Raw genomic sequence first — 12,838 nt, 5'->3', positions numbered from 1 at the left:
GCTGGGAGGAGACGTGCGATGACAACCCTGCTCGGCCGGGTCTCGGCCTGGCACCGCCCGATGATGTGGACCGCCGGGATCATGGCCGGCATGACCGTCGTGTCGCTGGGCGGCCTCGCCCTCGACGACCGGGTCCTGCTCGGCGCGCCGATCTGGCTCAAGCCGCTCAAGTTCGCCGTCTCGATCGCGCTGTACTGCGTGACATGGGCGTGGATGCTCACGCTCCTGCGGCGCGGGCAGCGCCTGGCCGCGCGCGTGTCGACCGCGATCGCCGTGATCGTGCTGGCCGAGTACGCGATCATCGTGCTGCAGGTGGTCCGCGGCCGGGCGAGTCACTTCAACGCCGCCACCGCGTTCGACGCCACGCTGTTCACGGTCATGGGCATCTCGATCGCGGCGCTGTGGACGGGCGCGCTCGTACTCACGATCCTGTTGCTGCGCACGGAGATCAGCGATGCGGCCGCACGCTGGGCCATCCGGCTCGGCGCGGTCGTGTCGCTGGCGGGGCTCGGGCTCGGCGGGCTGATGATCGGCCCCACCGGCGAGCAGGTGCGCTCGATGCGGAACGGCACGTTCGAAGGTCTCATCGGCGCGCACAGCGTCGGCGTCGCGGACGGCGGGCCGGGCATGCCCGTCACCGGCTGGAGCACGACCGGCGGCGACCTGCGGATCCCGCACTTCGTCGGCATGCACGCGCTGCAGGTCCTGCCGTTGTTCGCGCTCCTGCTGGCCGTGCTGGCCCGCCGGGTGGCGCGCCTGCGGTCCGGGGTCGTGCGGGCGCGGCTGGTGGCGGTGGCCGGGTTCGGCTACGCGGGCCTGGTCGCGCTCGTGACGTGGCAGGCCCTGCGCGGGCAGCCGCTGATCCATCCGGACGCCCGGCCCCTGGCCGCGCTCGCCGGGATCGTGGTCGCCGTGGCGGCCGGCGCGGTGTGGTCGCTGGCCGCCGGTTCCCGTCGTCCGGAAGTGAGCGCGGCATGAGCACGACGACTCTGTTCCAGATCACGTTCTGCTTGGCCGCGCCGTTCTGGGCGCTGATGATCCTCGCGCCGGGGTGGTGGGTGACGCGGCGGATCATCGCGTCACCGTGGATCGTCCTCCCGCCCCTGGTGGTCTACACCGTGTTCGCGGTCGGCGACTTCGGCACGCTGTGGTCGGTGGTGAGCAGGCCGGACCTGGAGACGCTGCGGGCGTTCCTGGGCACGCCGGAAGGCACGGCGGCGATCTGGGCGCACCTGATCGCGTTCGACCTGTTCATCGGCCGGTGGATGTACTCCGACGCGCGGGAGCGCGGCGTGCCCCACGCGGTCCTGGCGCCGATCCTGGTGCTGACGATCCTGTTGTCGCCCTTCGGGTTGCTGACCTACCTGGCGGTTCGCGCGGTCGCCGCCCGGCGTGCCACGATCGGCTCGTGGCACGTGTCGTCGCCGTCGACTGGTCCGGGCGAGCCGGCCCCGCACAGCGGCGGGTGATCTGGGTCGCCGAGGTGGCCGGCGGGGAGCTGGTGCGGCTGGAGAACGGGCGCAGCCGCGAGGAGGTCGTCGACTGGCTGATCGGGACCGCGACGGCCGACCTCGTGGTGGGGCTGGACTTCGCGTTCTCGCTGCCCGCCTGGTACCTGCGGGAACGCGGACTTGCCGCGCGCGGGTTGTGGGCCGCCCTCGCGGAGGAGTCGCTGACGCCCCTGATGCGGGAGCACGGCCTGGCGCGGTGGCTCGCCGCGCCGGAGCCGCCGTTCTGGACCACCGGCAAGGCGGGACTGCTGCCGTCGCAGGAGTTCCGGCGCACCGAGGAAGCCGCGCGCGCCGCCGGGTTCCCGGCGAAGTCGGTGTTCCAGCTCGTCGGGGCGGGGCAGGTGGGCCGCGGGTCGCTGCACGGGATGCGGGCGCTGCACCGGCTGGCGGGCGCCGGGTTCCGGGTCTGGCCGTTCGACCCGCCTCGGCCGCCGTTCGCGGCCGAGGTGTACCCGCGGATGTTCACCGGCGGCGTCACCAAGAGCGACCCGGCGGCCCGCGCCCGCGCCGTCGCCGGGCTTCCCCCGGCGTTCCGGGACATCGCGGCGTCCACAGAGGACGCTTTCGACGCGGCGATGACGGCGTTCGGCATGGCGGCGGGCCATCCGGGCGGCGCCGGGGACGAGCTGGAAGGCGGCATCTGGGGCTGCTAGCTTCGCGGGAGTGGCCACGTTCGCGGAGATCACCCGGCATCACGACCCCGACCCGGACGAGAACCCGTGGGTGCACGGCCCGCCCGCGCCGGCGCCCGTGCGGATCGAGCCGTACGACCCGGACTGGCCGCGCCGCTACCGGAACCTGGCGGCGGGGATCCGCACGGCGCTGGGCCCGGCGGCGCTGGACCTGGAGCACGTGGGATCGACCTCCGTGGCCGGCCTCGCCGCGAAGGACGTCATCGACGTCGACCTGACGGTCGCCGACCCGCGGGCGGAGCACACGTACGTGCCGCCGCTGGAGCGGCTGGGGTACGTGCTGGCGATTCGGGAGCCGTCCTTCCACGAACACCGGTGCCTGACACTGGCTGAGCCGCGGGTGAACCTGCACGTGTACGGGCCGGACTGTCCGGAGGCCATCCGGCACCGCCTCTTCCGCGACTGGCTGCGCACGCACCCGGACGACCGCGAGCGCTACCGGGAGGCGAAGCTGGCCGCGGTCCCCGGTGGCGGCACCGTGATGGACTACAACGCCCGCAAGCAGCAGACGATCCGCGACATCTACGACCGGCTGTTCCGCGCGGCCGGGATGCTCTAGGCGCGGGCCCTCCGCGGGAGCGGACAAGTGAGCCGGAGCAACCGCATTTCACCCGACCGGCGCGCCGCCGAAGCCGATCTCGTTGCCGTCCGCGTCGCGGTAGGTGATCTTGCGGACGCCGTTGTCGTAGGTCTTCCGCTGGGCCGGTTCCAGGCCCCGGCCGGCGATTCCGGCGACCACCTCGTCGAGGTCGTCCACGAAGATCGTGTGCTGGGCGTGGCCCGCGTGCTCCGGGCGGTGCTCGATGTAGACGTACCGGTGCTCGGCCAGCTCCCACACCGCCTCGACGTCGTTCGGCTCGAAGGCGATGGGGCCGAACAACCGCTCGTACCACTCGCGGGCGGCCGGGTAGTCGCTGACCGGGATGCCGGCGAAGAGATCCATCGGCCCAGCGTAAAACCGGGTGCGCGGCCGCAGTGCGGTGGTGTCTGATCGACGGTGTGGGGACCATCCTGGACGAGGCCGTGCACGCGCTGCGGACCTGGCAGCACGACGCGGCGCCGGTGCAGCTGCATCCGGGCGACCTCGGCTGGTTCTGGCGGTTCGGCGCGGACACGATGGCCGCGGCGGTCCGGACGTGGAGCCGGGACGGGCGGATCGTCGCGGTGGGGCTGCTGGACGAGCCCGGCCTGCTGCGCCTCACGGTCGCGCCGGACCTCCGCCGGGACGATGAACTCGCGCGGCAGCTGGCCGGCGACCTGACCCGGCCCGAGCGCGGCTTCCTGCCCGCGGGCGAGGTGTTCCTGGAGACCCCGCCGGGCGCGCTGGTCCGGGACCTGCTGCGCGGCGACGGCTGGCACGACGGCGACGCCTGGACACCGCTGGTGCGTGACCTCGCCGAGGCCGTGCCGGACCAGGGTCTGCGGATCGAGGTGACCGGACCGAAGGGGGCACACGTGCGCGCCGCGGTGCAACGGGCCGCCTTCGACGGGTCGACGTTCACCGCTGAGCAATGGCGCGACATGGCCTCCGCGCCGCCGTACGCCGACGCGCGGTGCCTCGTCGGCCACGACCAGGACACGCCGGTGGGGGCGGTGACCGTGTGGTCCGCCGGTCCGGGCAGGCCCGGTCTGCTGGAGCCGATGGGCGTGCACCGGGACCACCGCGGCCGCGGTCACGGCAGGGCGATCACCCTCGCCGCGGCGGCCGCGCTACGCGAGCTGGGCTCGTCGTGCGGGTTCGTCTGCACCCCGAGCACCAACACCGCCGCCGTCGCCACCTACCGCTCCGCCGGGTTCCGGCCGCTCCCCGCGCGCCTCGACCTGCGCCGGGCCGCCTAGACCCGGCGCAGCCCCCAGGCGACGAGGTCCGCCGCCAGCGACAGGAGTTCCGCCAGCCCCTCTTCGTCCTCGCGCAGTTCGTCGGGGCGCCAGGCGAGGCTGATGACGCCGTTCCAGCTCGCCCAGAGCACCTTCGCGGCCTTGCGTGCGTCCAGCGGCCGGATCAGCCCGGCCGCGATGCCCCGTTCGATCGCGTCGATCATGCGCGCGTTCTGTTCGTCCACCCGGTGCGCGAGCCGGGCGGCGGTCTCGGCCGCGGCGGAGTAGTTCCCCAGCGGCGCGGGAAAGGCGAGCATCCGGAAGAACTCCGGCTGCTCAAGGTAGAAGCGCAGGTACTGCTCGGCGGCGGCTTCGAGCTGCTCGACCGGCGAGCGGTCCGGCGGGTAGGCGCGGTCCATGTATTCGCGGTCCACGTCCAGCGCCCGCTCCACGACCGCGGCGTGCAGGCCGGCCTTGGAACCGAAGTTGTTGTAGATCGAGCCGACCGCGACCCCGGCGCACTCGGCGATCTCCTCGACCGTCACCTCGTCGACCGGGCGGCGGGCGAAGACCTGTTCGGCAGCCGCGAGCAGGGCGTCGATCGTCCGCTGCTTCCGCGGATCGCGCGCCTTGACGTCCCCGGTGGTCATGCCGGACACCCTACGCGTTCCTGCATCCGTTGTAAGAACTCCCCGCGGCCTGCTACCGTGAACCCGCTCTTGCAACGATCGCAAGAAGTACGGAGGCAACCCATGTCCCAGACCGCTGAGCCGCGCTCGGTGCGGGTCGGCGGCGCTCGCCGAGCACCACCGCGTCCTCGCCCTCGACTGGCTCGGCTGGGGAGCCTCGGAACGGCGGACGGACCTGCGGTTCGACTACGACACCGAGGTCGCCCACCTCGGGCGCGTCCTGGACGCCCTCGGGATCGGCGACGTCAACCTCTTCGGCCACGACTACGGCGGCTTCCTCGCCCTCGGCTTCGCCCAGCGCCACCCCGAGCGCGTGCGCCGGCTCGCGATCCTCAACAGCCGCGCCCACCGCACCTTCGTACCCGCCTGGTACGCCGTGTTCTCCCGGGCAGGCTCGCTCGGCCGCAGTCCGCTCGCGGGCGCGTTCGCGAAAGTCCTGCCACTGGCCGGGATCAAGGACGCGGCCCTGCGAAAACCGTTGCGGGACGGCGTCTTCGACCGCGAGACCCTCGACGACTACCTCGGCTGGATGCGCGACCCCGAAGGCGCCCGCTGGGTGCTGCACTGCTTCAGCCAGTACCGCGTGCCCGCCCGCGCCGACCTCGCCGCGGGGCTCGGCGACATCCCCTGCCCCACGGCGATCGTGTGGGGAACCGGCGACGACTACCTGCGCACCACGATCGCCGAGTAGCTCGCCGCCGGGATCCCCCGCGCCGAACTCACCCTGATCCCGGACGGCGGGCACTTCGTCATGGAGAAGGCGCCCGCCGAGGTCCTCGCCGCCCTGCGCCGGCTCCTGGCCCGCGAGCGCACCGCCGCCCAGGTCTCCGGAAGCGAGTGACCCTAGTGTTCAGGGCAGCACCGCGACCACGTCGCCGACCGCACGCTCCCCCGCCGCGTCCGAGGGCCGGTTCACCACCGCTCCGGCGACGACCATCGCGCTGGAGCCGCCGCCGTCGAGGTTCAGCGCGTCCACCGCGCCGAGCGACCGCATCAGCCGCGCGCCCTCCACCAGCGTCACGCCCTCGCTCACTCCGGGCTGCCGCCCGTCGACGGTCACCAGCAGCAGACGGCCGCGTGCGTCGATGCCGGCCATCGTGCGCGGCTGGCGCTGCTGCGACCACGCGTAACCGAACGACAGGTCCCGCGGGTCCAGCACACCCTCGGTCGCGGCGTCGACCGCGAGCCGGCCGTCGCGGAGCAGCAGCGGCGCGGCGCTGACCACCGAGCGCGGCGTCACCGTGGGGAAGCCCGAGGCCTCCCGCACCCGCGAGTCCACCAGTAGCCGCCGCCCCGCCACGGCGTGAGTGGCCAGCCAGTCCGCCGACGTCCCGATACCCTGCACCGCCGACTGCCCGGGCAGCAGCACACCACCCCGCGCCCCCGCCGAGAGCACCACGCCTGACGCGTCGAGCACGACCTGCGTGCCCGCCCCGGCAGGCAGGGCCGCGCCGAACGCGTCGGTGAACAACACCAGCTCGTCCGCGCTGGTGCAGGTGAAGTCCTGGCGCGCCGCGGTCGTCGGCACCGCGCCGGGCCGCCCGCAGTTGCGCAGCACGCCCGGCTTGCGGTTGACGCCCTCCACGGCGTGCACGGCCCCGCCGGACCGGACGGTGACCGTCGAGGTCAGGTTCGCGATCCGCGCCGGCCCTGGTCCCAGCACGAGCGCCGCCCGCGAGCCTGCCGACAGCGACTCCAGCCGCCCGTCGTAGGCCGCGAGCCCGGCAGGCACGCCCTGGTACCCGTCGGCGTCGGAGGTCACGAAGAACCCGCCGTTGACGGCCACCAGCGCGCCGAGCTTCGAGGCCAGGGTGGAGGTCTTCTCCCGCGTCGCGACCGTTTCGCCGTGCGAGGCCTCGACCGAACCGCGGAACGCGCGCGGGTCGACGACGGCGACGTGCACCCGCTCGGCGTCCGGGGCCTGGTCCACGTCGTAGCCGGTCCAGGCCGCCGTCGCGGTCGGGAAACCCGCCGCCCGCAGCGCGGTCACCGTCGTCTGCGCCTCGGCCTGCGTAGCGAACTTCCCGGTCCGCACCCGCACGCCCGCGACCCCGCGGGGCGTGTCGGTGTAGGACGGCCGGCGCACGACCTCCTGCCGGGCCGGGAAGCCCGCTGCCGCAAGGCGTTCCGCCGTCGCCGAAGCCCACCCGGCGCTGCCCAGGTCGACGACCGTGGCGGCGCCGGTGAGCACGTTCGTCGCGGGCGCGGCGACGGTCACGGTCCAGTACGGCGCGGTCGGCCGCTGCAGCACGCCCGAGCGCACCTCGACGCCCGGCGCGATCGCGGTCGTGGTCCAGGTCAGGCCGTCCCCGCCCCAGCCGGGTTCGGGCGCGGCCTGCGCGGGGGCGGGCAGCGTCGCGGCGACGAGCGCCAGGCAGGCGGCGGCCTTGATCTTCAACGCGAGCACGCGGGGCAGTCCAGCCGCGGCACCCGACGGACAGCCGACCGAGAGCCGTAGCACGGATGAACGTCAGCGGAAGGCTCAGCGCGCCGGGAGTTGTCATGCCCGTGATGGCCCGGCGCGCGAAGTCTCGACGCGACCGCACGAGGAGAGCCGGAAAGCCCTGTCCGGCTCCTTGACAAGCGTTTCCCGGATGCCCGACGATCACTTACCTACTCGTCAGTAGATTCCGGTACCCGCCAACGACGCCCGGGAGACCAGCCATGCCCCGCCGACTCGCCGCGACCCTCGCCGCGGCCACCGCGACCGCCACCCTCGCCGCCGCACCCGCCGCCCACGCCGACTCCCTCGACTACGTGGCGCTGGGCGACTCCTACAGTGCCGCCTCCGGCGTGCCACCGTCCGATCCGGACGCCTCCCCGCTGTGCCTGCGCTCCAGCGGCAACTACCCGCACGTCCTCGCGGACGAGATCGGCGCGAGCCTCACCGACGTCACCTGCGGCGCGGCCGAGACCAGGCACTTGACCACCGCCCAGTACCCGGGCGTGCCGCCGCAGCTGGACGCCGTCGAGGCGGGCACCGATCTGATCACGATGACCATCGGCGGCAACGACAGCGGCGTTTTCATCGGCGCGCTGCTCGCCTGCGGCTCGACCGGCATCCTCGCCGGCGGCAAGGGCAGCCCCTGCAAGGACACCTTCGGGAGCAGTTTCGAGGACACCGTCCGGAACAAGACCTACCCGGCGCTCGTGGACGCGCTGCGAGCCGTGCGGGACAAGGCTCCCGACGCCGAGGTCGCGATCCTCGGCTACCCGTGGATCCTGCCCGCGACCGGCGGCTGCTTCGACAGGATGCCCGTCGCGGAGGGCGATGTGGCGTACCTGCGCAGCCTGCAGGCCACGCTCAACGACGCGGTCGGCCGCGCGGCCGAAGAAACCGGCGTGACCTATGTGGACTTCTCCGTCGCCTCGGAGGGGCACGACGCGTGCCAGCCCGCGGGCGTCCGCTGGATCGAGCCGTTCCTGCAGGGCAGCAACCCGGTGGTGGTGCACCCGAACGCGCTCGGTGAGGCCGAAATGGCCGGCGAGACGCTCGAGGCGCTCGGGCTCGACTGATCCGCCACGGCCACCCGAGCCCGGGCCCGGGTGGCCGTGGCGGATCAGGTCCGGCGGGCGCGCAGGCGGCGGCGCCTGCGCTCGTCGCCGGTGCGCTCCTCGTGGATCTCGGCCAGCGAGCGCAGCATCTCGCGTTCCCGGATCACCATCGGATCGCTGCGCAGGTCCCGGTACAGCGACACACACAGCCCGATCATCACGACGACGAACGGCACCGCCACCAGGATGGTGAGGTTCTGCAGGCCGGTCAGCCCGTCCTCCCCGCCGACGAGCAGCATCACCGCCGCGACCGCACCGGTCAGCACACCCCAGAAGATCACCGCGTTGCGGTGCGGGTTGACCGATCCCTTCTGCGACAACGTGCCCATCACCACCGACGCGGCGTCCGCGCCGGAGACGAAGAAGATCGACACCAGGATCATCACCAGGATCGCCATCGGCACGAACCACGGCAGGTGCTCCAGCAGCGTGAAGGTGGCGGACTCGGAACTGCCCGCGCCCGCGATGTCCACCCCGGACCGTTGCTTCTGGATCGCCGCGCCGCCGAAGATCGCGAACCACACGAGGCTGACCACGCTCGGCACCGCGATGACGCCGAGGACGAACTGGCGGATGGTGCGGCCGCGGGAGATCCGGGCGATGAACATGCCGACGAACGGGGTCCAGGAGATCCACCAGGCCCAGTAGAAGACCGTCCAGCCGGACAGCCAGGTCTGCATCTCCGCGCCGCCGGTCACGCCGGAACGGCCGGACATCTCGGCCAGCTCGCGGAAGTAGTCGCCGATCGCGCTGGGTACCAGGTTCAGGATCAGCACCGTCGGGCCGACCACGAGCACGAACACCGCGAGCAGCGCGGCCAGCACCATGTTGATGTTGGACAGCCACTGGATGCCCTTGGCGATGCCGGACACCGCCGAGGCGATGAACGCGACGGTGAGGATCGCGATGATGCCGACCAGCAGGCCGGTGCCCGGGCTGTCGATCCAGCCGACTGACGCCATGCCGCCGCCGACCTGCAGCGCGCCGAGGCCCAGCGAGGCGGCCGAGCCGAACAGCGTCGCGAAGATCGCCATCACGTCGATCGCCTTGCCCAGCGGGCCTTCGGTGCGGCGCCTGCCGAGCAGCGGCGCGAACACCGCGCTGATCAGCTGGCTGCGGCCGCGGCGGAACGTGCTGTAGGCGATGGCGAGCCCGACGACGGCGTAGATCGCCCACGGGTGGACGGTCCAGTGGAACAGGGTCGTGGCCATCGCGGTGTGCACGGCCTCGTCGGAGCCGGCGGCCGCGGTGCCCGGCGGCGGGCTGGCCAGGTGCGACACCGGTTCGTACACGCCGAAGAACATCAGGCCGATGCCCATGCCGGCACTGAACATCATCGCGATCCACGACGCGGTGCGGAACTCGGGTTTTTCGTCGTCCCGGCCCAGCCGGATGCGCCCGTAGCGGCTGACCGCCAGCGCGACGACGAAGACCACGAAGCCGCTCGCGGCGAGGACGAACGCCCAGCCGCCGTACGGGATGACCGCGTCGTTGAGCACGGTGTCCGCGATGTTCGCCAGGCTGCTCGGCGAGGCGACCCCCCAGACGATGATCGCCAGCGCCAGTGCCGCGGCGACCCCGAACACCGTGCGGTCGGTGCGCGGCGTGCCCGCCGCGTCGCCGACCGGAGGCACGTGCTCGTCCGGGAGGTGCCCGGCGATACCGGTCTCCTCGGGAACTCTTGCGCGGGCCTCGGTTTCAGAGTCAGCAGACATACGCACGCGCCGTCGCGAGGGGCGCGGCCTCCTTTCGCATGCGGTAACCCGAACGGGTCAAACCTAAATCATTGGTCGACCTACCGTTACCGATGGGGAGGAAATGGGCAACCTCAAGGCCCGCTTTCCGGGTGCTCATTGGCGGCACTACCTGCGGAATGGCAGGTTCGACACAGTTCGGACACGGCCGGGACGGGAACACTGTTCGAGAGCGCACGATTGTGAGCAAGATCGCATCAGCGACGATCGCTGCGCTGGACGGGTGAGGGAAGCGTCGGTCAGCGCCGTCGGGTGTTGCGCGCCGGGCCCTCCGCCCGACATCGTGAACAACCTGGGGGCCCCAGGAGAGGAGGAGCTCACGGCTCTGCTCCGTGACCTCCGAGGCAGCATCCACATCGACACGGACGCCGCCGCCACTCCGGACGTGCCGTCGCACGGCAGGTGGCACGCGAGGGTGCGGATTCCCGGCCTTGGCCTCCCCTCGGCCCGGCTCGCCTCCCGGTTCGTCGAGTCCGGCTAAGCACCATGCCGCCTTCGAAGGCGCGCCGGCGACGAGGCCGGTCCACTGAGGTCACTCTCGTCAGATTCGACAGAGCACCACCGCACGATCGGCTTCAAGATCCCTCCGCCGCCGCGCGGTCGATCTCGGCCATGTGTGTCTCCGCCCAGTCGCGCACCACCGCGAGCGCCGACTCCAGCGAGAGGCCCAGGTCGGTGAGCCGGCAGTGCACGCTGGGCGGCACCGTCGCCTCCACGCGCCGCTGCGCGAGGCCGTCCAGGACGAGGCTCCGGAGCGTCGCCGACAGCATCTTCTGCGCCCGTTGGTCACCTCGAACTCACCACCTGTGCCGGAGGTGCCGTCTTCCCGGCTCGCCGCCGGTTACCGGCGTTGATGTGGTCACCAATGGTGACCAGTGCAAGGAGCACCATGCCCGTCGCCCTGAGCAGGGTCCGCACCAACGGTATCGAGACCACCGTCGCCACCGCGGGAAGCGGCCCCGCCGTGCTGCTGCTGCATGGCTTCTGGCACACCTGGCAGCTCTGGCAGGAGGTGCTGCCCGCACTGGCGCGCACCCACCGCGTCATCGCCCCGGACCAGCGCTGGGCATCCTGGACGCCCTCGGCGAACCGTCGGCGACCGTCGTGGGCATCGACGCAGGCACCCCGCCCGCGGCCTGCTCGCCCTGCGGCACCCGGACCGGGTCCGCCGCCTGGTCGTGATGGAGTCGCTGCTGGGCACGCTGCCCGGCGGCGAGGACTTCCTCGCGGCCGGGCCGCCGTGGTGGTTCGGGTTCCACGCGGTCCCCGGCCTCGCCGAGGAGGTCCTCGCCGGCCACGAAGCCGCCTACCTGGGCTTCTTCCTCGCCGCGGGCACCCGCGGGCGGGGCGTCCCGGACGGCATCCGGGACGCTTTCGTCACTGCCTACACCGGCACCGCCGCCCTGCGCCGCGCCTTCTCCTTCTACCGGGAGCTGCCGCGCACCGCCGGGCAGATCGAGGCAGCGACGCGCCCGCCAGCTGCGGCCGGTCACCGACGACCTGACCAGCCGGCTCATCCCGGACTGCGGGCACATCATCCCGCTCGACCGGCCCGCCGAGCTGCTGTCAGTGCTGGAGCCCTTCCTGCGCGGGTGACGCCTGCGCCACCGCGGCCGCGTCACGCTTGCCCGAACCCAGCAGCAGGATCGCGCACAGGCCGAGCGCCGCGACCACCGCGAAGAAGTAGAAACCCCACGGGTAGGCCACGCCGGCGGTCACCAGCGCGCCGGTCACGAACGGGCCGAGGATCGACCCCAGCCGTCCGATCGCCGACGTCATCCCGAGCGCGGTGCCCCGCGCCTGCGCCGGGAAGGCGTGCGCGACGTAGCCGTAGATCAGCACCTGCGCGGAGAACACGAACACGCCGGTCAGCAGCACCAGCGCGTTGAGCGCGAAGCTGTTGCCGATCTTCAGGCTCAGCAGCGCCAGCAGCACCGCGCCGGCGCCGAACCAGATCCGCGCGACCGGGCGGATCCCGAAGCGGTCGGCGATCGTCCCGGCGAGCACCAGCCCGATGACCGCGCCGATGTTGAGGACCAGCAGCAGGGTGATCGACGTGGACAGCGGGTAGCCCGCGGTGCGCATCAGCTGCGGCAGCCAGGTGTTCAGGCCGTACACCAGCAGCAGGCCCATGAACGAGCCCGTCCACACGGCGATGCTGATGCGCCGGAACTTCGGCCCGATCAGGTCGCGGACGCTGAACTTCTGCGCGTCCTGCTTCGCCTCCAGGTAGGCGGCCGACTCGGGCAGCTTCCGCCACATGATCGGCACCACGAGCAGGCCGGCGATGCCGCCCCCATAGAACAGCACGTGCCAGTTCTCCACCGCGGCCAGCGCGAGCAACGAGGTGAGCACCGCGCCGACGTGGTAACCGGTCATCGTGAAGGTGGAGGCGCTGGCCCGGCGCCGCGCGGGCAGGTTCTCCGACATCACGGTCAGCGCGACCGGCATGCACGCGCCGAGGCCCAGCCCGGCGACGAAGCGGAACACTCCGAAGGTGGCCACGTTCGGCGCCAGCGGCAGCACCAGCGTGAACACCGAGAACAGCAGCACTGAGCCGATGAGCATGATGCGCCGTCCGAAGCGGTCGGTCAGCGGGCCGAGCGCGGCGGCGCCGACCGCGACGCCGATCAGCGACACGGTGGCCACGGCGGTCGCGCCGGCCGCGGTGAACCCGAGGTGCCCGGTCTTGAGCAGGGTCGGGATCGTGGCGCCGAGCGCGACCAGGTCGTAACCCTCGAGCAGGACGGTCAGCCAGCACAGCACCGCCGTCCAGACCGAGCGGGTGGGAGACGTCGTCATTGCCGTTCTCCTTGTGG

14 protein-coding genes and 1 pseudogene are annotated in these 12,838 nt (G+C 72.7%); 8 read left to right on the top strand and 7 right to left on the bottom strand.

Annotated elements, in window-relative coordinates; genetic code table 11:
* Window positions 1-18: 18 nt before the first annotated feature.
* The 4 genes from AMETH_RS16600 to AMETH_RS16585 are packed head-to-tail and all read left to right on the top strand — an operon-like array spanning window position 19 to window position 2,762.
* A complete protein-coding gene (locus tag AMETH_RS16600; RefSeq protein ID WP_017982237.1) occupies window positions 19-978 on the top strand; it encodes a hypothetical protein in 960 nt (319 codons plus the stop codon).
* Complete coding sequence (locus tag AMETH_RS16595) at window positions 975-1,469, top strand: ABA4-like family protein (RefSeq protein ID WP_017982236.1); 495 nt, start codon at window positions 975-977, stop codon at window positions 1,467-1,469. The genes AMETH_RS16600 and AMETH_RS16595 overlap by 4 nt, the downstream gene beginning before the upstream one ends.
* Window positions 1,409-2,164, top strand: coding sequence for a hypothetical protein (locus AMETH_RS16590; protein ID WP_017982235.1), 756 nt, complete (start codon window positions 1,409-1,411; stop codon window positions 2,162-2,164). Before AMETH_RS16595 ends, AMETH_RS16590 begins: the two co-directional genes overlap by 61 nt.
* A gap of 10 nt (window positions 2,165-2,174) precedes the next feature.
* Window positions 2,175-2,762, top strand: a complete 588-nt coding sequence (locus tag AMETH_RS16585; RefSeq protein ID WP_017982234.1) for a GrpB family protein — start codon at window positions 2,175-2,177, stop codon at window positions 2,760-2,762.
* 48 nt (window positions 2,763-2,810) lie between these two features.
* On the opposite strand, the gene AMETH_RS16580 is transcribed toward AMETH_RS16585, so the two are convergent.
* Complete coding sequence (locus tag AMETH_RS16580) at window positions 2,811-3,146, bottom strand: VOC family protein (RefSeq protein WP_017982233.1); 336 nt, start codon at window positions 3,144-3,146, stop codon at window positions 2,811-2,813.
* A gap of 56 nt (window positions 3,147-3,202) precedes the next feature.
* On the opposite strand from AMETH_RS16580, the gene AMETH_RS16575 reads away from it, so the two are divergent.
* A complete protein-coding gene (locus AMETH_RS16575; protein WP_156131678.1) occupies window positions 3,203-4,042 on the top strand; it encodes a GNAT family N-acetyltransferase in 840 nt (279 codons plus the stop codon).
* Here the strand turns inward: AMETH_RS16575 and AMETH_RS16570 are convergent.
* Window positions 4,039-4,671, bottom strand: coding sequence for a TetR/AcrR family transcriptional regulator (locus tag AMETH_RS16570; RefSeq protein WP_017982231.1), 633 nt, complete (start codon window positions 4,669-4,671; stop codon window positions 4,039-4,041). The genes AMETH_RS16575 and AMETH_RS16570 overlap by 4 nt on opposite strands.
* A 115-nt stretch (window positions 4,672-4,786) precedes the next feature.
* Here AMETH_RS16570 and AMETH_RS36890 point away from each other — a divergent pair, with 115 nt between their 5' ends.
* Window positions 4,787-5,401 carry an alpha/beta fold hydrolase gene (locus AMETH_RS36890; protein ID WP_081617548.1) on the top strand — a complete coding sequence of 205 codons (615 nt, stop codon included), beginning with the start codon at window positions 4,787-4,789 and terminating at the stop codon, window positions 5,399-5,401.
* 159 nt (window positions 5,402-5,560) lie between these two features.
* Here AMETH_RS36890 and AMETH_RS16560 read toward each other — a convergent pair whose 3' ends face one another.
* Complete coding sequence (locus tag AMETH_RS16560; RefSeq protein WP_017982228.1) at window positions 5,561-7,117, bottom strand: phosphodiester glycosidase family protein; 1,557 nt, start codon at window positions 7,115-7,117, stop codon at window positions 5,561-5,563.
* 257 nt (window positions 7,118-7,374) lie between these two features.
* Here AMETH_RS16560 and AMETH_RS16555 point away from each other — a divergent pair, with 257 nt between their 5' ends.
* Window positions 7,375-8,226, top strand: coding sequence for an SGNH/GDSL hydrolase family protein (locus tag AMETH_RS16555; protein WP_017982227.1), 852 nt, complete (start codon window positions 7,375-7,377; stop codon window positions 8,224-8,226).
* A 44-nt stretch (window positions 8,227-8,270) separates the two neighbouring features.
* On the opposite strand, the gene AMETH_RS16550 is transcribed toward AMETH_RS16555, so the two are convergent.
* Window positions 8,271-9,980 (bottom strand): BCCT family transporter, encoded by a 1,710-nt coding sequence (locus AMETH_RS16550; protein WP_223843167.1) that lies wholly within the window; start codon window positions 9,978-9,980, stop codon window positions 8,271-8,273.
* Between the two features lie 614 nt (window positions 9,981-10,594).
* On the bottom strand, window positions 10,595-10,789 hold the full coding sequence (locus AMETH_RS16540; protein WP_017982224.1) for a winged helix-turn-helix transcriptional regulator: 195 nt from the start codon (window positions 10,787-10,789) through the stop codon (window positions 10,595-10,597).
* An 83-nt stretch (window positions 10,790-10,872) separates the two neighbouring features.
* Here AMETH_RS16540 and AMETH_RS42920 point away from each other — a divergent pair.
* Window positions 10,873-11,037 (top strand): annotated as a pseudogene (locus AMETH_RS42920) (alpha/beta fold hydrolase); the annotation flags it as partial.
* Between the two features lie 25 nt (window positions 11,038-11,062).
* Here AMETH_RS42920 and AMETH_RS42915 read toward each other — a convergent pair.
* Together AMETH_RS42915 and AMETH_RS16530 are read right to left on the bottom strand one after the other, a co-directional pair.
* Window positions 11,063-11,536 carry a hypothetical protein gene (locus tag AMETH_RS42915; RefSeq protein ID WP_156131676.1) on the bottom strand — a complete coding sequence of 158 codons (474 nt, stop codon included), beginning with the start codon at window positions 11,534-11,536 and terminating at the stop codon, window positions 11,063-11,065.
* A 49-nt stretch (window positions 11,537-11,585) separates the two neighbouring features.
* The gene (locus AMETH_RS16530; protein ID WP_017982222.1) at window positions 11,586-12,821 is read right to left on the bottom strand and encodes an MFS transporter; all 1,236 of its coding nucleotides are present in this window, start codon (window positions 12,819-12,821) and stop codon (window positions 11,586-11,588) included.
* Window positions 12,822-12,838 lie beyond the last annotated feature (17 nt).

The organism is Amycolatopsis methanolica 239, from assembly GCF_000739085.1.
Classification (GTDB): domain Bacteria; phylum Actinomycetota; class Actinomycetes; order Mycobacteriales; family Pseudonocardiaceae; genus Amycolatopsis_E; species Amycolatopsis_E methanolica.
This window is presented reverse-complemented; position numbering and strand designations above follow the sequence as displayed.

Excerpts from the sequence above, each read along its gene's own strand:
- AMETH_RS16540 (WP_017982224.1), bottom strand. The coding sequence starts at position 10,789 with ATGCTGTCGGCGACGCTCCGGAGCCTCGTCCTGGACGGCCTCGCGCAG.
- AMETH_RS16550 (WP_223843167.1), bottom strand. The coding sequence starts at position 9,980 with ATGTCTGCTGACTCTGAAACCGAGGCCCGCGCAAGAGTTCCCGAGGAG.
- AMETH_RS42915 (WP_156131676.1), bottom strand. The coding sequence starts at position 11,536 with ATGAGCCGGCTGGTCAGGTCGTCGGTGACCGGCCGCAGCTGGCGGGCG.
- AMETH_RS16595 (WP_017982236.1), top strand. The coding sequence starts at position 975 with ATGAGCACGACGACTCTGTTCCAGATCACGTTCTGCTTGGCCGCGCCG.
- AMETH_RS16580 (WP_017982233.1), bottom strand. The coding sequence starts at position 3,146 with ATGGATCTCTTCGCCGGCATCCCGGTCAGCGACTACCCGGCCGCCCGC.
- AMETH_RS16600 (WP_017982237.1), top strand. The coding sequence starts at position 19 with ATGACAACCCTGCTCGGCCGGGTCTCGGCCTGGCACCGCCCGATGATG.
- AMETH_RS16530 (WP_017982222.1), bottom strand. The coding sequence starts at position 12,821 with ATGACGACGTCTCCCACCCGCTCGGTCTGGACGGCGGTGCTGTGCTGG.
- AMETH_RS16570 (WP_017982231.1), bottom strand. The coding sequence starts at position 4,671 with ATGACCACCGGGGACGTCAAGGCGCGCGATCCGCGGAAGCAGCGGACG.
- AMETH_RS16555 (WP_017982227.1), top strand. The coding sequence starts at position 7,375 with ATGCCCCGCCGACTCGCCGCGACCCTCGCCGCGGCCACCGCGACCGCC.